Genomic DNA, 17,716 nt, shown 5'->3' with positions numbered 1-17,716 from the left:
CCCGCCCCCGCCCTCGCTCGTGGGTGGTTCGGAGGATTATTCGGCGGTGGCGAAGACCGTCACGGTGGCGCCCCGTCCCAGGGCCGCTTCCGTGGCGGCAAGGGGCTGGGCCAGGAGCAGGAGCCCGAAATAGACGGCCTCCGTGGCAAGGAGCCCCCGGGAGCGCGCCCGCTTCTCCTCTCGCAGCAGGCGGACCTTCCGGGACATGGGATCGAGGCCCGGGAAGAGGCTGGAGACCAGGGCGGCGGCGTTGTCGCGCAGGGAGAAGTGGCGCACGCGGCGAACCCGGAAGCCGGCGCGCCCAAGCAGCTCGATGAGCGCCCGCGACGTGAAGTTGTGAATGTGGCGGGGACAGTCCAGGCCGTACCAGCGGGAGCCCAGGAGCGCCGCCTGGATGCTGTGGCTGTTGGGAACCTGGACCACCAGACCGCCGTCATCGGCCAGGAGCCGGCGGATCCGCCGAAGGTAGTCCAGCGGCCGGGGCAGGTGTTCCAGGACGTGAAAGAGGGTGAGCACGTGGAACGTGGCGCCGCCGCGGATCAGGTCCCGTTCGTCTCCCACCACCACCCGGCCCGGCAGGATCTTCTCCGCCGCCTCCCCCGCCTCGGGGGAGGCCTCCAGTCCCTTGACCCGGAAACCGGCCTCCCGGGCCAGCTTCAGAAAGGTGCCGCTGCCGCAGCCGATGTCCAGGAGGCGGCGGCCCTTCTCCGGCGGGGCCGCCGAGAGGACGAAGCGCAATTGGTCGCGCCGCAGGACCCACTCCCGGTAGAGACCCTCCACGCCCCGGGGGTCCCCCTCCGGGTCCCACCAGTAGCCGGGCGGGTAGAAGCCGGGGATCCGGTCGGCAACGGCGGACGCCCGTTGGAAACGGAGTCCGCATTCCGGACAGCGGTAGAGGGGAAACGTGGCGCGCGTGACCCGGAAGAACCGGTCCTCCAGGCGGCGCCAGAACCGGCAGCGGGGAAACCGGCAGACGGGGCAGGAGAGGGTGGCGTCCGGATCCACGTTCACCCTCCGAACCGTTTCTTGAAGAGGAAGACCAGGTTGCTCCAACCGTCTCTCCAGGGCCGGAGCTTCACCTCTCCGGCGCGGTTCGAGTAGTTGATGGGGATCTCCTTGAAGCCGATCCGGGGATGGCGCATGGCTTCGATCTTGATCTCCTCGGAGAAGGCCATCCCGTCGCTGACCAGGTTCATGTTCTCCAACGCCTCCCGGTAGAAGATCCACATCCCCGACTGGGAGTCCCGGACCCGGCGCAGGAACAAAACCGAGAGGACCACGCTCAGGCACTTGTTTCCGACGAAGCTGGTCCAGGACATGGCCTTGGGGTTCTGCACCGGGAACCGGGAAGCGGAGACGAAGCCCACGTCGGCGCCCATGAGCGCCTCGATCAGGTAGGAGAGGGAGTCGACGGGGTAGGAGTGGTCCCCGTCCAGCGTCACGATGATGTCCCCCTGGGCGTGGAGCAGGCCCGTCTTGTAGGCGCGGCCATACCCGCGCACGTCCTCCCGGATCACGCGGGCCCCCAGACCCGCGGCGATCTCGGCCGTGGCGTCGGTGGAGCCGTTGTCCACCACGATGACCTCGTCCACGAACCGGGGGATCCGCTCCAGGACCATGCGGATCCCCTCCTCCTCATTGAGGCAGGGGATGACGACCGTGATCTTGTGATCGGCGTACATGGTCTTGAATGAGGCCCCGCACGATACCGATCTTGCGGGCCAGGTCCTTGGACGGCGACAACTCCAGGGCGCGCTTCAGATTCTTCTCCGCCTCCGCCAGCTCACCCCGGCGCCGGAGGAGCACGCCCAGATTGTAATGGGTCTCGGCCGCGGCCCGAAGGCGAATCGACTGCCGGTAGAGGCGGACGGCCCGGTCGCCGTCGCCCGTCCGGTCGTAGCAGTGGGCCAGCAGGTTCACGCTCTCCGGCTCGGCCCGGAGGCGGACGGCCCGCTCCAGGTGTGGAACGGCCTCCTGGAATTTCTTCAGGTGAACGTAGCAGAGTCCCAGGTTGAGCTGTCCCTGGCGGCTGCCGGGATAGGCCTCCACGAATTTCTTGAAATGGACGATCGCCTGTTCGTAGAGCTCGTTGGCCTGCTTCTCGAACTCCTGCAATCGTCGGAACTCGCCCTTGTTGAAGGCTTCGACCCGCTGACTGTGGGCTACGCGGGCCTGGTCCAGGAAGATGCCTCCGATCGACAGCCAGACCATGCGGGCGGAGGGTTCGCGGTTCCGGAACTTGAGAGACCTCTGGAAGTAGCTCAACGCAGTCTGCCGCAGCAGCACGACCTCCTCCGTCTCTCCCGTGTCGACGGCGACCTCGGCCTCCTTCTCGAAGCAGTTCCCCATGTTGGCCAGGCTCATGAAGTTCGAGTCGTCTCTCTCCAGGGCTTCTTCCGCCGCCTCGCGGCACTTGTCCAGCAGACTCGACGCCAGGTCGTATTTCCTTTGCGCTCGCGCCCGTTCCGCCAGTTGGACGTACAGGGCGCTCAGATTGCTCCACTCCAGGGCCCGTCCGGGATTGAGCTCCAAGGCTCTCAGAGTGTGTTTCAGGGCCGCCTCCGGCTCCTGCTTCCCCATGTAGGTGACCGCCAGATTGCTGTGGGCGCGGTACGACCCGGGCGCCTGTTCCAGGGTCGCCCGCCACAGGGTCTCGACGTCGGCCCAGTCCCGGTTGCGCCCCACGGTGCGCACCGAGAAGACGACCAGGACCAGCGCCAGAACTCCCAGGGCCAGCTCCCTGTAACCCCTTTCCCGGGAGACGTAGTCCACGGTCAACCCACCCACGAGGCAAACCCCGATCAGCGGGACATAGAGAAAGTGGTCGGCCGCCAACTCGTGAAAGGGGACGATCTGGAGCACCGGCGCCAACGCCGTCAGGAACCAGCCCATTCCCAGCGAGACCAGGGGCCGGGAAGGGTAGAGCCAGACGGCGGAGGCGATGAAGGCCGCCAGCAGGAGCACCGCCAGCAGCGTCGCCGCGTCGGCGAACCCGGGAGAGAGGGGAAACACCTCTCCGCTGTAGTCCGCGATCAAGGGGTGAGGGAATACCGCCAGCGCCAGGTAGTGGGAGAACAGCTTGAAGGAGGTGCCGGCGTGGGCCGCCAGGCTCCCACCCCACAGACCCTCCATGCGGCTGGCCGGACTCAGATAAAGGGCGTAGTAGAACGAAACCGCGGCCAGGAGAAAACCCAGAGCGTAGGCGATCCGGGAACGCAGGAGAGCGCGGACGATGCGGACCGTGGCCGGCTCGCCCCCCGGGTCCCGGGACCGGCCCGTCCGGCACAGGTCCAACAGCAGGAGCAGCGCCGGAAGGACGATGACCAGTTCCTTGGCCAGGACGCCCACCACCAGGCAGGCGAGACAGACAACGAGATACCGGCGCCGACCCGAGTCCCGGTAGGAGAGGAATGACAGGCACCCCCCGAGGATGAAGAAGGCGGCCAACAGGTCTTTCCGTCCCGAAACGTAGGCCGTGGCGGCGGTCTGAACCGGGTGGGCGGCAAAGAGGAGCGCTCCGGCCAACGCCAGCGTCCGGCGGCCGGTGACGGCCCGGAAGAGCCAGTAGACCAGCAGCGAATTCAGAGCGTGCAGGAGCAGGTTGAAGAGGTGGTACCCGGTGGGGTCCAGCCCGCCCGCCCAATAGTTCAGGGCGTAGGTGAGGGTGCGGACCGGCCGGTAGACCCGGGGACTCAGGATCTCGCCCCAACGCTGCTCCGTCACCGTCCGGTTCTGCTGAATCAGGGTGAGGTCGTCGTGGACGAAATCGTGGCCCAGCGTGTTCCAGTAGAGGCCCAGGACGAGGGCCAGGAGGAAGCACGGGTAGAGCAGGTCCGGCCGCCAGAGACGGGCGGCAGGACCAGGAGGCGACCTCCGGTGTCTTCTTCTCCCCGACATGATCAGACTTCCCCGCCTTCCTTCGCTCCCAGCGACCGGGCCAGCTCCAGAATCGGTCCGGCCACCCGGTCCCAACCCAGCTTCCGGTTGAATTCCAGGATGTGAGGCTGGAACCGCGGCCGCAGATTCCGGCGGAAATAATCTACCAGGAGACTCGCCAGCCGTTCGGAATCTCCGGGTGGAAAGAGGAGCCCGGTCCTGCCGTCCAGCACCACCTCCGAGAGTCCGCCCACGTCGCTGGCGATGACCGGGACTCCGAACTGGTAGGCCAGCGGGACGATCCCGCTCTGGGTCGCGCTCCGGTAGGGAAGCGCCACCACGTGGGCGCGGCGGAAGAGGGAGGGGACCTCGCGGTTGGGCACATAGGCGCCGGTCCAGCGAACATCGCCGTCGAGGCCGAGAGCCCGGACCCGTTCCTTCAGGGGACGGGGATCGGAATAGAACTCTCCCGCCACCACCAGCTCCGCCTCCAACTCCTTGCGAACCCGGGCGAAAGCCTCGATGAGGACGTCGAGCCCCTTGTAGGCCCGGATGTTTCCGAAAAAGAGGATGCTGGGTTTCCCGCCCGGCCGGGACGTTTCGGAGTCCCAGCGCCGGTAGAAGGAATAGGCGGGATGATGGACCCTGCGGACCGGGGCCGCGGGACGGAGTTCCCGCACCTGCCGGGCCAGGCCCTGCGACTGGACCAGGAAGCCGTCCACGCGGCGAAAGGCCATCCTCACCAGCATCTTCTCCAGCACGCGGCTCCCCATCCGCTCGTGGGGAAAGACGTTGTGGCACAGAAACAGGATCACCGCCGCCGACCGCTTCCGGAAGCGCCGGATCAGGTCCGCGTAGGCCGGACCGAAGAAAGGGTGCCACCATTGGAAGACCAGCAGTTCCGGCTCCCAGGCGGCGACTCTCCGGGCCGCCGCGGCCCAACTCCGGGGCCGGAGGGGCCGGAGGATCCTGACGGAGGGCACCCGCCAGGCGCTGGGGCTCCGGTCCAACTCGGAGCTTCCGGGAAACAGCAACCGGGGATAGAGCTTGCGGAAGGAAAAGATGCGCACCTGGTGGCGCCGCTCCAGCTCCCCGTAAAGGGATGCGGTGTACTGGGCGATTCCGCCGCGCAGGGGATGGGCCGGACCCAGGAGGGCGATCCTCATCCGGGCAGAGAGACCAGGGACTTGGAGCTGGCCTCCTCCGGTTCCGCCACCCGGACTTCGCGCACCGAGTAGTCCCCTTCCCTGCGGGACGAATAGGCGATCATCTCGGCCAGGAGCCCGAAGAAGATGAACTGGACGCCCACGATGAGGAGCAGGATTCCCAGCATGAACAGGGGCCGGTCCTCGATCCATTGACCCTGCAGCCAACCCACCGTGAGGTAGGCCTCGACACAAAAGCCGGCCAGCAGCAGCACCAGGCCCAGAATCCCGAAGACGTGCAGCGGCTTGCTGTTGTAGCGGGTCAGCATGATCACCGTCAGGAGATCGAAGAAACCGCCCAGGAATCGGCTCGCCCCGTACTTGCTGCGCCCGTAGGCGCGGGGCGCATGGTCTACCGGGACCTCGCCGATGCGAAAGCCGCGGTAGCTGGCCAGGACCGGAATGAACCGGTGCATCTCGCCGTAGACCTTCACCTCGCGGATCACCTCCCGGCGATAGGCCTTGAGTCCGCAGTTGAGGTCGTGGAGCGGAACTCCCGTCAGGAAGGCGGTGACGAAGTTGAAGATCCGCGACGCGGCGCGCTTGCGCCAGGGGTCCCGGCGCTTGACCTTCCAGCCGGAGACCAGGTCGAACCCCTCTTCGAGACGGTCCAACAGCTTGCCCACCTCGTGGGGACGATCCTGAAGGTCCGCGTCCATGGTGACCACGACCTCTCCCCGGGCGTGCTGAAATCCGGCCGCCAAAGCCGCCGACTTCCCGAAATTGCGGCGAAACCGAATGATCCGGATCCGGGAGTCGCGTTGCTGAAGGCGCTTCAGCGTCGAGAAGGAGCCGTCGGTGCTGCCGTCGTCGACGAAGATGATCTCCAGGTCGCCGGACCGGGGACTCAATTCCTCGACGATGCCTTGGTAGAGCTCGGGGAGCGATTCCTCCTCGTTGAAAAGGGGAATCACCATGGAGATCAATCTCATGGGCGGAATTTCGGGCCTGATTTTAGCACACAGCAAAGGAACGGCGATTTCCAATCGCCGGTTCTTCTTTCCCTCGCGCCGCGTCAGGAATCGGCGGTTAGGAAACCGCCGCTCCGTCATATGTAGTGTGTAGTATATAGTACACACTCGAACGAGGGACGAAACGATGGGTCCCGGGGTCGAAATGGCGTTTGGAGAATACATTCGAGAGGTCCGGGAACGGCGGCGGCGCAAGGACCGGACCTTCTCCTTGCGGCAGGTGGCCGGGCGCGTCGGAATCGAGCCGGCCTACCTGAGCAAGATCGAGCGGGGACAGACACCGCCTCCGTCGGAGCGGACCATCCGCCGGCTCGCCATGGAGCTGGACCAGGATGCCGACGTGCTGCTGGCGATGGGGGGGAAGGTGTCCAAGGACCTTCAGGAGATCGTGATGCTCCGTCCAAGGCTCTTCGCCGATCTGCTGCGTCAACTCCGCGAGGCGCCGGACCACGCGGTGCTGAGGGTTGTGAGAGAGATTCGCGACGGTGACTGGTGAAGGACAGGTTGCAGGAACCTGGGGGAACGGGAGAGGAGGAGAAAATGATTGAACTACGGCGCGATACGTTGACTTTCAGCTTTCCGGAGGTCCATCGGGAGGCGAGGTGTTCGATATCGTTTGAGAGGACCCTGCGGATTCCGGACGACGACGGTGAGTATCCCCTGCCCCCGGGACTGGGAGAGTTTCCGTTGCACCACGTGGACGACTATGCCCATCGCCTGCCGCAGCGGTGGAGCGATCATGGCGGCGTTTTCATGCCCATGTACCAGGCGGAGGCGCTCTGGATTTCTTTCGGTGGCTCGTACCCCATGGCCGTCAAGGTATCGGCCGGGAAAGTCGACGCCGTCACGGGACAATCGTTCAGCAACGAGCTGCACCGGCGGCCCCAGGACTATGTCGTGATCCCGGATCAGCCCTGGCTCGACGGCTTCTGCGTGCGCAAGGGACTGATCCGGCAGTTTGTCGCCATGCCCCTGGGGCAGGGCTATACGGCCGAGGAGCAGTTGACGGGAGCCGCGGAGCATGGCGGCCTGCAGTTCGTCGTCTATCCGATGAAGGCGTCGCGGTACGAGAGACTGATGGCCGAAAGGGTCCGCGACCCCTACGAAATCGATGCCATCTGTTGTTCGGCGCTGCCGGATAGCGAAATGGGCCTCGCGCCCGGCGGGATGATGCGCCAGGAGGTCTACTCCGACGACTACGGATTCTCGGCCTGGGAGCGGGACGTCCGTTCACGTTGTTTCGTCCACCTCCTCAACAGCGGGCAATACCGGACGGTGACCGGATACGCGCCGCCGCATGAGCCGCCCACCGCCGCCGACTACACCGAAGCCGGGCTCCCCTGGTTCGAGTACTTCGACGCCGACCTCCAGGCGTTGGAGGGGGCGCCGCGGCTCGACCGCCTCGATAGCGTCGGGGCCCGCCGGGTGAAGGTGGGGAAGCCGCCCTTGGACCACGGCGAAAACGTTGAACCGGACTCGAAACAAATCGAACGCCTGCGCAAACGCCACCTGGTCCGGGACGGAAGCGCCGCCTGGTAGGAGCGGCGGTTCGTTGAACTTCGGTTCACCCGGCTGCATTTTTCTTTCCCCCGTGCATCTTCTCTATCTGGACGATTCGGGCTCCGCGAGTAACGTCAACGAACAGTATTTGGTCCTCGGTGGTGTTTCGGTATTCGAGGCACAATCACATTGGGTCACCCGCAAGCTGGACAGACTGGCAGAGGGAATTGTCCCCGAAGATCCGAGCGGAGTTGAGTTTCATGCTTCGGAAATCTACGCCCGCCGAAAGAGGAGACTTGGAATTCTCTCCGATCCCCACCTGATTCCGCTGGTCCTGCTTGACCCCAGCCGCATCCGCCGGATCGTACGGCAACAATGAATACGGGGCGTCAGGAAGGTCGCCCCTCCTGTCACCCGGATCGTGTAGTTTCTAGTCCCTGGTGCACATTTGATCGTTGGACGATCGGAAACGACCAGGAGGAGACGATGACTTTTGGAGAACACATTCGCACGGTCCGGGAAAAGCGGCAGCGTGAAAACCGTGCATTCTCGTTGAGGATGGTGGCTTCCCGAGCCGGTGTCCAACCGGCGTACTTGAGCAAAGTCGAATTCGAACAGACTGCGCCCCCGCCTGAGCGGACCATTCGCCGGCTCGCGGCGGACCTGGAAGAGGACGCCGACGTGTTGTTGGCCCTGGCGGGAAGGGTTTCCCGGGATCTCCAGGAGATCGTGATCCGCCGGCCCAGGATCTTCGCCGATCTCTTGAGGAGTCTCGACGAGGCGCCGGACCACGTGGTGACGCGGATCACCCGGGAGGTCCGGGCCGGAGTTTCGTGAGGGGCCGGACATCCAGTCCGGTCCTCCCCAGGGCAATCCAATTCGCGGGTGAATCCTGCCTGTCCCGTCCATTGACGGCGTTCGAGGAGCGTCTTGATCGGTGTTGAGCATCTTGACATCGCATAAGGAAGTCATCATGATGCCTTCAATGCGAACCACTTTGACTATAGAACCGGATGTCGCACAGCTCCTTCGGCGAGAGATTCGGCGTTCCGACAAAAGTATGAAAGCCGTCGTGAACGATGCCCTGCGGATCGGTCTGGGATTGCGGGGCAAGAGTTCTCCGATGGCTCGATACGAGGTGAAACCCCACTCCTTCGGATTCAAGCCGGGCATTGACATCAATCGGCTCAATCAACTGGTCGACGAATTGGAAGCGGAGGAACTTGGTCGAAAGAGTCGGCAGTGATCATTCCCGACGTGAACTTGCTGCTGCACGCCCATAATTCGGACTTTCCCAGACACCGGGAAGCGCGAGAATGGTGGGAAGCCCTGATGAACGGGAACGTCAGCGTCGGACTCCCATGGGCATCGATCCTTGGTTTCATCCGAATCGCCACTCACCCGAGGATTCTCGAAAACCCCCTCGACATGAGGGGAGCCTGCACCCGCGTCCGGTCTTGGCTCGAACGACCGCAGACAGTGCTCATCCACCCGGGAACACGCCATGCGGACATTCTGTTCGAACTCCTGGAGAGCTCTGGCGGCACCGGCAATTTGACGACGGACGCGCATCTCGCCGCCTTGGCTATTGAACACCAAGCGGAACTCCACTCACACGATGCCGACATGGCGCGGTTTCCCGGTCTGCGTTGGGTGAATCCGCTCGGCTGACGTGGTGGCGAGTCGATTGCAGAAAGCGGGGACAGGAAAGTCCCCGCTCCATGGTTCTCCGTCCGGGTGACCTATAATGGCGCGGGACCATGTTGAGTTCGCTCCTGCGCCACAAGCACCTGATTCGTGAACTGGTGTCCCGGGACATCAGGAGCCGGTACGTGGGCTCCGTCGCGGGCCTGTTCTGGTCGATTCTGAATCCGGCCCTGCAACTGGCTCTCTACACGCTGGTCTTCTCGCTGGTGCTGGAGGTCCGGTTCGGGCCCGAGGCCTCCACCGGAGTCTTCGCCCTCAATCTCTTCGCGGCGCTGCTGCCCTGGATGGCCATCCAGGAGGGCGTCGTCCGCTCGGCCCGGACCTTCATCGAGAACGCCAACATCATCAAGAAGCAGCGCTTTCCGCTGGAGACGCTGCCCTTCAGCGTTCTGTTCTCGGCCGTCGTGCACCAGTTGCTGGGGACGGCCGTCTTCCTCGTGGTGCTCGCGGTCACCCAACTGACCGACTTCCGGTTCCTGGTCCTGATCTTCCCCCTCTTCGTGGTCCAGATCCTGATGACTTACGGGCTGGCCGCCATGGCCGCCTGCCTGAACGTCTTCTTTCGCGACGTGGCCCAGCTCCTGGGCGTCCTGTTCATGCTCTTTTTCTGGGTCACGCCCATCGTCTACCCCTTGAGCCGGGCTCCGGAACCGTACCGGTCCCTCCTCTCGCTGAACCCGCTGACCCACATGGTGGAGGCCTACCGGTTCGCCTTCCTGGGCGCTCCGGAGCCCTCCCTCTGGGGGTTGCTCTACTGGGTCGTCATCTCCGTCGCGTTCTATCGGCTGGGGCGCACCATCCTGGACCGGACGCGGCACCAACTGGTGGACCTGTTGTGAGACCCGCCGTCCGGGCCGTCCGCCTATCCAAGTTCTACGGGGTGCACTGGAGCCCCCGGGGTCTTCTCCGGCAGATCGTCACCGGAAGGGACCCGGGCTTCCGGATTCGGGCGCTGGAGGGGGTCGGCTTCCAGGTCGAGGCGGGCCGGGCCCTGGGAGTGGTCGGTCAGAACGGTTCCGGAAAAACGACTCTGCTGAAGCTGGTTTCGGGCGCCGCCCACCCCAGCTCGGGGCGGGTCGACGTGGACGGCCGGGTCGGCGCCCTCCTGGACCTGGGCGCCGGCTTTCATCCCGAGTTCAGCGGCCGCGAGAACATCCGGTTCAGCGGAGCTCTCATGGGTTTGGACCCGGACCTGGTCCGGGAGGAGGAAGACCGGATCGTGGCGTTCAGCGAGCTGGAGGAATTCATCGACCAGCCGGTGAGGACCTATTCCGCCGGCATGTACGTCCGGCTGGGCTTCGCCGTCTCCACCGGATTCGACCCCGCCGTGCTGGTCATCGACGAGGCGCTGGCGGTGGGAGACCAGCCCTTCCAGAAAAAGTGCACCGACCGCATCCTGTCCATGAAGAAGCGGGGCGCGGCCATCGTGATCTGCTCCCACAACCTCTACCAGATCAAGACCCTGTGCGAGGAAGCGATCTGGCTCCGGGAGGGCCGGCCCCGATCGCAGGGGGACGCCGTTACGGTGGTGGAGGACTACGGCCGGTACCTGGGGCAGGCGTCGGCCGATCGCGGCGAGGAAGCCGGAATCACCGGTACGGGCGCCCCGCCGGACTGCAGAATCGAAAGCCTCCGGCTGGAGGACGTTTCGGGCTCCCGATGCGAGAGCTTCCGGACCGGCGATACAATGCGGCTGGAAGTCGTCGCCGAGTTCGCGTCCGGCTTCCGGGGCCGGCCCGGCCTTCGGGTGGCGATCCGGCGAGACGACGGCCTCACCATCCACGAAACCCGGACCCGCGGCATTGGAGAGCTGAAGCCTCTGGGCGGCGGCCGTTACCGGGGGCGGCTCACGCTGCGGGAGGTTCCCCTTCTGGCGGGCGGGTACCGGGTTCTGGTTGCGGCGTGTTCCCATCTGGAGGAGCCTGTGGCGGGAAGTTGGAGGTCGATTCCGTTCAGCGTTCGCTCGCGGGGCAGGGAGTCGGGCGCGGTCCGGCTGGAGCATCGGTGGAGCGGGGGCGGCGATCGTCCAAGTGCCGGTTATTGAGAAATATTGGGGTCGGGATGTCCCCTCCTGCGGGAATTCGAGAGACCGGATCGCGGATTTTTCTTCGCCGTCGTTATATCTTTTGAGAGTGGGGAACCGTCGGCGGTTCATCGCAGGATGTGCGCAGTTCTTGTCCACCACGACCGGGAGGCGGCCCACTTGGGATGCGAAGGGAGCTGAATCATGGATTTTGAACTGATCAGCGTACTGGTCACCATCCTGGCAGTGGGAATCGGCTTGGCCGGCTTGTTTCTGACTACGGTCCGAGGACTGCGGCAGGAGATGCGGGACATACGCGGCCACATGGGACGGATCGACTCCCATATCGGCGAACTCCGGGAACGCATGGCGCACGTGGAAGGACTTCTGAAGGGATTACGAGACGCTATCGCCCAGAGGATCATCACGAATTAGGAGCTCCCCCACCGGCCCATGCCCGGCGAATTGCCGGGAGCGGGAGCGGCGGTTTTCTTACCGCCGCACTCCGTTGTGACAAATCTCGCGACGAAGACCGGGCGATTGGAAATTGCCCCCTTTTTCTTAGAAGGATGTGCGCAGTTCGTGTCCGCCACGACCGGGAGGAGGCCCACCTAGGATGCGAAGGGAGATGAATCATGAATACTGAACTGATCAGCGTACTGGTCACCATTGTGGCAGTGGGAATCACCTTGGCCGGCTTGTTTCTGACCACGGTCCGAGGGCTGCGGCAGGAGATGCGGCAGGAGATGGGGGACTTACGCGGCCACATGGGACGGATCGACTCCCATATCGGCGAACTCCGGGAACGCATGGCGCACGTGGAAGGACTGCTGAAGGGTTTACGAGACGCTATCGTCCAGAGGATCATCACGAATTAGGAGCTTCCCCACCGGCCCATGCCCGGCGAAATGCCGGGAGATGGAGCGGCGGTTTCCTAACCGCCGACTTCCGGAGTGTCTGTGAACAAACGCGAAACGTGGGCGATGGGTAATCGCCCCGCCTCTTTCTCAGAATTCCCCCACCGGCCGCGGACCAGCAAGATCCAGCCAGAAAAACGGGCTGTACGCGCGCCACAGCTTTCCAGCCGCCGGTTTGGGGTCGACGATGAAGAGTGGGGACACAAATCTCCCCGCGCCCGGGGCCCCCGTATGGTTTTTCAGAGAAGGGGGGGCCAGCCGCCGAACTTCCCATGGAGATTGGGAAGGGGACAGGAAAGTCCCCACCTGTGAGGTTTTCGGGCAATGAATATCGATCTGGTGAGCGTCCTGGTAGCCGTGGTGGCGGTTGGTGTCGGCTTGGCCGGGCTGACCCTCACCGCCTTCATAGGGCTCCGCAATGAGATGCGGGGCCTGCGGCAGGAGATGCAGGGTCTGCGCGGACATATGGTGCGGATCGACTCCCATATCGGCGAACTTCGGGAACGCATGGCGCATGTCGAAGGACTGCTGACGGGCTTGCGCGACGCTTTCGTCCAGAGGATCAGCACGAGTTAGGACGGGGGGTTCCTGTTTCCCCGGCTTGAAGTGTCGATGGGGGAACGGCGTCGCTCCAATCGGCGACAGGAATGTCGCCGCTCCGGTCGCCTCTCCTCCGTGGAATCGGCTTGGTTGGCGTGGTATCGTGCTGGCCAGCCATGCGAGCCGGGAGGGGGAGTTGGGACGATTCTTCCGGCCTTCGCGAACACCGCGACCTCTACGATCACGACTACTTCCACGGCAAGACCAGCGGGTACCCGCCGGAGGGTTACGCCCGGGCGCATCCGGAGTGGAGTCCGTGGATCGAGTTGCTGGAGGCCATCCAGCCCCAGGGCCTGCTGGTGGAGCTGGGTTGTGCCTACGGATACCTGACGGAGGCGGTCCGGGGGTCCGGACGGCGGGCGGTGGGGCTGGACCTGAGCGGCTACGCGCTCTCCCAACACCCTCCGGCGCGTCCCTTCCTGGTGCAGGGAGACGCCCAGAAACTCCCTTTCCCCGACGGATGCGCGCACGTCGTCACCCTGTTCGACCTGCTGGAGCACCTTCCGGACCCGCGCGCCTGCCTCCGGGAGGCGGTGCGGGTGCTGGGTCCGAACGGACTGATCGCGGGAGCCACCCCGGATCCTCTCCATTTCCGGCGGCCGGAGCCGACCCACTGCTTCGAGCGGCCCCCCTCCTTCTGGATCTCGGCGCTGGAGGAGCTGGACCTGGCCGTGACCTACCGCTTCTCCGTGACTCCCTACAACTTCCAGTTCCTGGCGGCGTTCAAGGGGTCTCCAGCGGCTGAGCGGGCGGCGGCCTGGCGGCACGACTACTACGGCCCCGAACCGGAATTCGTCTCGGTCGACGGTCCCCTGGAGGCGCTGCCGCGCTGGGGATGGTCGGCGTTGGAGGCGGGATCGCGGGAAATGCAGGGCAACTCCTCGGCCCTCTATCTCTTGAACCGGCTGGCCGGACCGGTCCGTATCACGACCCGCTTCTCCGTCTCTTCCTCGCCCGACTTCACGACGCTGCGGGTCCGCGCCGGCAGCTCCACGTTGGCCGAGATCCACCTCGACTCGGAGCGGAGAACCGTGCAGGTGGAGCTCCCGCCGGTCCGCGTGGCCGCCGGGGGACACCACCTGATCTTCGAACCGTTCCCCCTGGGACCGCGGCTCCGCATCCACGACGTGGAGATCGGCGCCGAGCCCTGTTCCCGGGAGGGCCTGGTCCTGGGCCTGCCCTTCGACCTCTACCAGCGGTACCGCCTCGCCTCGCAGGTGGGTTCCCGGCTGACCCAGGGTCCCATCCTGGACGTGGGCGGCCTGTTGGGCGAGCGGGACGGACACGTGGCCACCACCGCGGACTTCTTCTCCGGCCTGGAAACGGGCAGGCCCGTCCGGGTCCGAACCACCGACCTGAGGCATTGCGACCATCCGAACCACGCGCCGGCTCCGGCCTGGGAGCAGCCTTTTGGCGACGGCTCCTTCGACCTGGTGTTGTCCCTGGACGTCCTGGAGCACCTGGAACCGGAGCGGCGTCCCGATTTCCTCTCGGAACTGGACCGTGTCGCCCGTTCCTTCATCCTGATCGGCGCCCCCTTCTCCACGCCCGACGTGGAACGGACCGAGGAGGAGCTGGCGGAGGGACTGCTGAACGCCCGCCGCTTCCTGGAGGAGCATCGGACCCTGGGACTCCCTGCCCACGACCTGGTGGAGAGTCACTTCTCAGACCGGACCGGCTATGAGGTCCACCGCTTCCCCAGCGGCTACCTGCCTCGCTGGCGCGCCATGCAGGTGCTGACGCAGCACTACTTCCAGTTGAACGACACCACCTCCATGACCTCCCTGAACCGGCTCTACAACCGGAGCTGCTATGTTGCGGATCTGGCCGAACCGGCCTACCGGAGTCTTTTTCTGATCTCCAAGACCCCTCTCTCGGACGCCCAACGGGACTCCCTGGCTTCACTGTTCCCGGAGCCCGGACCGGAATCGGCGTCCGCCTGCGGCCTCTCGGCGTTGGCCCGGGACGCGCAGTTCCCGGCCCTCCACCAACGGATCAGGGAACTGCTTCAGGAACGGGACGAGGCTTGGCTGAACACCCGATTCCTCATCAACGAACGGCAGAAGCTGATCCGGCTGCTGCGCCGGGAGATCCGGCACCTGCGCACCGAAGTCCCCTTGTGGAAACTGGCGGGCCTCCGCCTCCGGGAAAAGCTGAGACGACGGTGATGGGACCGCGCAAGGCGCCCGCCTCCGTGGCCATCGTCAACTACAACGGACGCCAGTACCTGGAGGAACTGCTGGGTTCCCTGGAACTTCAGACCCGCCGGCCCCTGGAGACGCTGCTGGTGGACAACGCCTCCCGGGACGGGAGCGCCGCTTACGTCGAGCGGGAGTTCCCCTGGGTCCGGGTCCTCCCGCAGCAGCGGAACCTGGGCTTTTCCCGGGCCGCCAACCTGGCCGCCGCGGAGGCCCGCAGCACTTGGGTGGCCCTGCTCAACACCGACCTCCGCCTGGAGCCGGACTGGCTGGAAGAGCTGGTGGCCGCCGGCGAGGCGGACCCCTCCGTCGCGGCCGTCTCCTCCAAGCTGAGGTTGTACGACCGGCCCCACCGGCTCAACGGGGTCGGAGGCTGCATGAACCGGCTGGGCTACACCTGGGACCGGGGGATGGGAGAGGAGGACCGGGGCCAGTACGACGAGAGCCGGGAGGTCCTTTTCGCCTGCGCCGGCGCCGCCCTCTTCCACCGGTCCCGTTTCCGGGAGGCCGGCGGATTCGACCCGCGCTTCTTCATGTACCACGAGGACGTGGACCTCTGCTGGAGGCTCTGGCTGCTGGGATTCCGGGTGGTCACCGCGCCCCGGGCGGTCGCCTACCATCACCTGAGCGCGTCCACCCGCGAGGACCGCGGACTCCTCTGGCGGGAGATCCTGGGAGAGCGCCACAACATGCGCTCGCTGCTCAAGAACTACGAGGGCTCCAACCTGGCCCGGGCGTTGTGGGGGCTGCTCACCCTGCGCCAGCCGGCGCGCCGGAAGTGGGCGCAACTGGGAAACCTGGCCTGGAACCTGCGGTGGCTTCCGGAGACGCTGCGCCTGAGGCGCCGCATCCGGACCCAGCGGCGGGTGACGGACGCACAATTGAAACGCCTTATCGTACAATCGCGCCATGTCCCCATCCCCCGGTGACGTCACGGTCGTCACCGTCAACTGGAACGGGAAATCCCACCTGTCGACCCTGCTCCCTTCCCTGCTGGCGCTGGAACCGGGCGAGGTCATCGTGGTGGACAACGGGAGCACCGACGGCTCCCAGGAGTTCCTGCGGAGGCGCTATCCCCAGGTCCGGTTGCTGGAGAACGGAGTCAACCGCGGCTTCGCCCAGCCCTGCAACCTGGGGGCCGAGACGGCCCAGGGGTCCTGCGTCGCCTTCATCAACAACGACATGCGCCCGGAACCGGATTGGCTGGCCGCCGCTCTGGAGAAGCTGGACGAACGAACTCCCTGCGTGGCCTCCCGGATCCTGGACTGGGAGGGGAGCCGCATCGACTACAACGGCTCCTCCCTGCACTACCTGGGGTACGGGTTGCAGGAGGATCTGGGCCTGGCGGTGGAGAAGGCGGTCCGCCGGGAGGAGGTTCTGTTCCCCTGCGGCGGGGCCATGCTGGTGGACCGGAAGGTCTTTCTGGAGCTGGGGGGATTCGACCCGGATTACTTCGCCCTGTTCGAGGACGTGGACCTGGGTTGGCGGCTCTGGCTGGCCGGCCACCGCGTGGTCCTGGCCCCCGATTCGGTGGTGCGCCACCGGGGACATGCCACGTTGGAAACCCAGGCCCCGGAGAAGACCCGCTACCTGATCCACCGGAACGCGCTGCTGACCATCTTCAAGAACTACGAGGAGGAGAACTTCCGGAAGATCCTTCCGTTGGCCCTGGTCCTCTCGGTGAAGCGGGCGGTGCATTTTTCGGGGGTTCGCAAGGAGAGTTTCTACTTCTGGTCCGAGACGCGGCACAAGCTGGAGGAGGGCGGCGCCATCGCACGGTCGCGGTTGCTGGACTCGTTGAACCACCTGGTGGCCATGGACGACGTGCTGCAATTGCTGCCGCGGTTGCTTGAGAAGCGGCGCCGGGTTCAGGCGCTGCGCCGGCGGACCGACCGGGAGATCGTGGAGTTGTTCGGCGACCCGCTGCGGCGGATCGTGGACGATCCGGGCTACGTCAAGGAGGAACTGGAGTTTCTGCAGTCGCTCGACCTGGGTTCTCTGCTGGACCTGGGGCCCAGCGCGGCGTCCCTGGATTCCCTGCCGGAGGTCCTGCGGGAGAAGATCCGGACTCTCGAGAAGGAGTTCAGCGACCTCCGCTGGGTGGGGTCTCACGCCGCGCTGCATCCGCCGGATCCGCCGGGCCTGGCGGCGAGATTCTTCCGCACCGTCCGCCGGGAGGGGTTGAGGGTCGCCTGCCTCCGGGCCTTCGACTACGTCAACCGGGCGGTGTGAAAAAAAGCGGATGGGGCGGCGGTTTCCTAACCGCCGATTCCTGCCGCGATGTGAGGGGAAGAAGAACGGGCGATTGGGAAATCGCCCTTCCTCCCCCTGGGGCGGCGGTTTCCTAACCGCCGATTCCTGCCGCGATGTGGGGGGAAGAAGAACGGGCGATTAGGAAATCGCCCTTCCAATCGCCCTTCCTAGCGCCCTTCCTAGCGCCCTTCCTAGCAGCGCTGGTCCTAGTCCACGGTGCGGGGGATGAAGACTTTCCGCAGTCCCTGCAGTAGTCCTTCCACACGGCCGATCCGTTCCCGGAGTTCGGCGATATGGGAGTCGATCCGTCCCATGTGGTTGCGCACGTCCCTCATCTCCTGGCGCATGTCCCGCATCTCCTGCCGCATGTCCCACATATCATGCCGGACGCCCCGCCAACTGGCCAACACGAGTCCGGCCAGGCCGACTCCTACTGCGACGACGGCTACCAGGACGCTGATCAGAT

General features: G+C 65.4%; 19 protein-coding genes. 13 read left to right on the top strand and 6 right to left on the bottom strand.

Annotated elements, in window-relative coordinates; genetic code table 11:
• Positions 1 to 36: 36 nt before the first annotated feature.
• The 5 genes from OXT71_02655 to OXT71_02635 are packed head-to-tail and all read right to left on the bottom strand — an operon-like array spanning position 37 to position 6,013.
• Complete coding sequence (locus OXT71_02655; GenBank protein MDE2925283.1) at positions 37 to 1,005, bottom strand: class I SAM-dependent methyltransferase; 969 nt, start codon at positions 1,003 to 1,005, stop codon at positions 37 to 39.
• A 2-nt stretch (positions 1,006 to 1,007) separates the two neighbouring features.
• Positions 1,008 to 1,682 carry a glycosyltransferase family 2 protein gene (locus OXT71_02650; protein MDE2925282.1) on the bottom strand — a complete coding sequence of 225 codons (675 nt, stop codon included), beginning with the start codon at positions 1,680 to 1,682 and terminating at the stop codon, positions 1,008 to 1,010.
• The gene (locus OXT71_02645; protein MDE2925281.1) at positions 1,636 to 3,897 is read right to left on the bottom strand and encodes a tetratricopeptide repeat protein; all 2,262 of its coding nucleotides are present in this window, start codon (positions 3,895 to 3,897) and stop codon (positions 1,636 to 1,638) included. The genes OXT71_02650 and OXT71_02645 overlap by 47 nt, the downstream gene beginning before the upstream one ends.
• A gap of 2 nt (positions 3,898 to 3,899) precedes the next feature.
• A complete protein-coding gene (locus OXT71_02640; GenBank protein ID MDE2925280.1) occupies positions 3,900 to 5,042 on the bottom strand; it encodes a glycosyltransferase in 1,143 nt (380 codons plus the stop codon).
• Positions 5,039 to 6,013, bottom strand: coding sequence for a glycosyltransferase family 2 protein (locus tag OXT71_02635; protein MDE2925279.1), 975 nt, complete (start codon positions 6,011 to 6,013; stop codon positions 5,039 to 5,041). The genes OXT71_02640 and OXT71_02635 overlap by 4 nt, the downstream gene beginning before the upstream one ends.
• 166 nt (positions 6,014 to 6,179) lie before the next feature.
• On the opposite strand from OXT71_02635, the gene OXT71_02630 reads away from it, so the two are divergent.
• From OXT71_02630 to OXT71_02570, 13 genes are all read left to right on the top strand, one after another.
• Complete coding sequence (locus OXT71_02630; protein MDE2925278.1) at positions 6,180 to 6,548, top strand: helix-turn-helix transcriptional regulator; 369 nt, start codon at positions 6,180 to 6,182, stop codon at positions 6,546 to 6,548.
• A 44-nt stretch (positions 6,549 to 6,592) separates the two neighbouring features.
• Entirely contained in the window at positions 6,593 to 7,591 is a 999-nt protein-coding gene (locus OXT71_02625; protein ID MDE2925277.1) for a hypothetical protein, read from the top strand.
• A gap of 447 nt (positions 7,592 to 8,038) precedes the next feature.
• Entirely contained in the window at positions 8,039 to 8,389 is a 351-nt protein-coding gene (locus OXT71_02620) for a helix-turn-helix domain-containing protein (protein MDE2925276.1), read from the top strand.
• A gap of 223 nt (positions 8,390 to 8,612) precedes the next feature.
• Positions 8,613 to 8,798 (top strand): hypothetical protein, encoded by a 186-nt coding sequence (locus tag OXT71_02615; protein ID MDE2925275.1) that lies wholly within the window; start codon positions 8,613 to 8,615, stop codon positions 8,796 to 8,798.
• A gap of 11 nt (positions 8,799 to 8,809) precedes the next feature.
• Positions 8,810 to 9,223, top strand: coding sequence for a type II toxin-antitoxin system VapC family toxin (locus tag OXT71_02610; GenBank protein MDE2925274.1), 414 nt, complete (start codon positions 8,810 to 8,812; stop codon positions 9,221 to 9,223).
• Between the two features lie 89 nt (positions 9,224 to 9,312).
• Positions 9,313 to 10,098: an ABC transporter permease gene (locus OXT71_02605; protein MDE2925273.1), complete on the top strand. Its 786-nt coding sequence runs from the start codon at positions 9,313 to 9,315 to the stop codon at positions 10,096 to 10,098.
• The gene (locus OXT71_02600; protein ID MDE2925272.1) at positions 10,095 to 11,303 is read left to right on the top strand and encodes an ABC transporter ATP-binding protein; all 1,209 of its coding nucleotides are present in this window, start codon (positions 10,095 to 10,097) and stop codon (positions 11,301 to 11,303) included. Before OXT71_02605 ends, OXT71_02600 begins: the two co-directional genes overlap by 4 nt.
• A 183-nt stretch (positions 11,304 to 11,486) precedes the next feature.
• Positions 11,487 to 11,717, top strand: coding sequence for a hypothetical protein (locus OXT71_02595; protein MDE2925271.1), 231 nt, complete (start codon positions 11,487 to 11,489; stop codon positions 11,715 to 11,717).
• Positions 11,718 to 11,917: 200 nt separating this feature from the next.
• Positions 11,918 to 12,160, top strand: a complete 243-nt coding sequence (locus OXT71_02590; protein ID MDE2925270.1) for a hypothetical protein — start codon at positions 11,918 to 11,920, stop codon at positions 12,158 to 12,160.
• A 363-nt stretch (positions 12,161 to 12,523) separates the two neighbouring features.
• Positions 12,524 to 12,775, top strand: coding sequence for a hypothetical protein (locus tag OXT71_02585; protein ID MDE2925269.1), 252 nt, complete (start codon positions 12,524 to 12,526; stop codon positions 12,773 to 12,775).
• Positions 12,776 to 12,915: 140 nt separating this feature from the next.
• Complete coding sequence (locus OXT71_02580; protein MDE2925268.1) at positions 12,916 to 14,967, top strand: methyltransferase domain-containing protein; 2,052 nt, start codon at positions 12,916 to 12,918, stop codon at positions 14,965 to 14,967.
• The gene (locus OXT71_02575) at positions 14,967 to 15,926 is read left to right on the top strand and encodes a glycosyltransferase family 2 protein (protein MDE2925267.1); all 960 of its coding nucleotides are present in this window, start codon (positions 14,967 to 14,969) and stop codon (positions 15,924 to 15,926) included. The genes OXT71_02580 and OXT71_02575 overlap by 1 nt, the downstream gene beginning before the upstream one ends.
• Complete coding sequence (locus tag OXT71_02570; protein ID MDE2925266.1) at positions 15,907 to 17,229, top strand: glycosyltransferase family 2 protein; 1,323 nt, start codon at positions 15,907 to 15,909, stop codon at positions 17,227 to 17,229. The genes OXT71_02575 and OXT71_02570 overlap by 20 nt, the downstream gene beginning before the upstream one ends.
• Before the next feature lie 227 nt (positions 17,230 to 17,456).
• On the opposite strand, the gene OXT71_02565 is transcribed toward OXT71_02570, so the two are convergent.
• Positions 17,457 to 17,716 (bottom strand): hypothetical protein (locus OXT71_02565; protein MDE2925265.1); only part of this gene is annotated, 260 nt, incomplete at its 5' end.

Source organism: Acidobacteriota bacterium (genome assembly GCA_028874215.1).
GTDB lineage: Bacteria > Acidobacteriota > UBA6911 > RPQK01 > JAJDTT01 > JAJDTT01.
This window is presented reverse-complemented; position numbering and strand designations above follow the sequence as displayed.

Coding starts and splice junctions, on each gene's coding strand:
- OXT71_02650 (MDE2925282.1), bottom strand. CDS start 1,682: ATGTACGCCGATCACAAGATCACGGTCGTCATCCCCTGCCTCAATGAG.
- OXT71_02645 (MDE2925281.1), bottom strand. CDS start 3,897: ATGTCGGGGAGAAGAAGACACCGGAGGTCGCCTCCTGGTCCTGCCGCC.
- OXT71_02640 (MDE2925280.1), bottom strand. CDS start 5,042: ATGAGGATCGCCCTCCTGGGTCCGGCCCATCCCCTGCGCGGCGGAATC.
- OXT71_02635 (MDE2925279.1), bottom strand. CDS start 6,013: ATGAGATTGATCTCCATGGTGATTCCCCTTTTCAACGAGGAGGAATCG.
- OXT71_02630 (MDE2925278.1), top strand. CDS start 6,180: ATGGGTCCCGGGGTCGAAATGGCGTTTGGAGAATACATTCGAGAGGTC.
- OXT71_02625 (MDE2925277.1), top strand. CDS start 6,593: ATGATTGAACTACGGCGCGATACGTTGACTTTCAGCTTTCCGGAGGTC.
- OXT71_02620 (MDE2925276.1), top strand. CDS start 8,039: ATGACTTTTGGAGAACACATTCGCACGGTCCGGGAAAAGCGGCAGCGT.
- OXT71_02615 (MDE2925275.1), top strand. CDS start 8,613: ATGAAAGCCGTCGTGAACGATGCCCTGCGGATCGGTCTGGGATTGCGG.
- OXT71_02605 (MDE2925273.1), top strand. CDS start 9,313: ATGTTGAGTTCGCTCCTGCGCCACAAGCACCTGATTCGTGAACTGGTG.
- OXT71_02595 (MDE2925271.1), top strand. CDS start 11,487: ATGGATTTTGAACTGATCAGCGTACTGGTCACCATCCTGGCAGTGGGA.
- OXT71_02590 (MDE2925270.1), top strand. CDS start 11,918: ATGAATACTGAACTGATCAGCGTACTGGTCACCATTGTGGCAGTGGGA.
- OXT71_02585 (MDE2925269.1), top strand. CDS start 12,524: ATGAATATCGATCTGGTGAGCGTCCTGGTAGCCGTGGTGGCGGTTGGT.
- OXT71_02580 (MDE2925268.1), top strand. CDS start 12,916: ATGCGAGCCGGGAGGGGGAGTTGGGACGATTCTTCCGGCCTTCGCGAA.
- OXT71_02575 (MDE2925267.1), top strand. CDS start 14,967: ATGGGACCGCGCAAGGCGCCCGCCTCCGTGGCCATCGTCAACTACAAC.
- OXT71_02570 (MDE2925266.1), top strand. CDS start 15,907: ATGTCCCCATCCCCCGGTGACGTCACGGTCGTCACCGTCAACTGGAAC.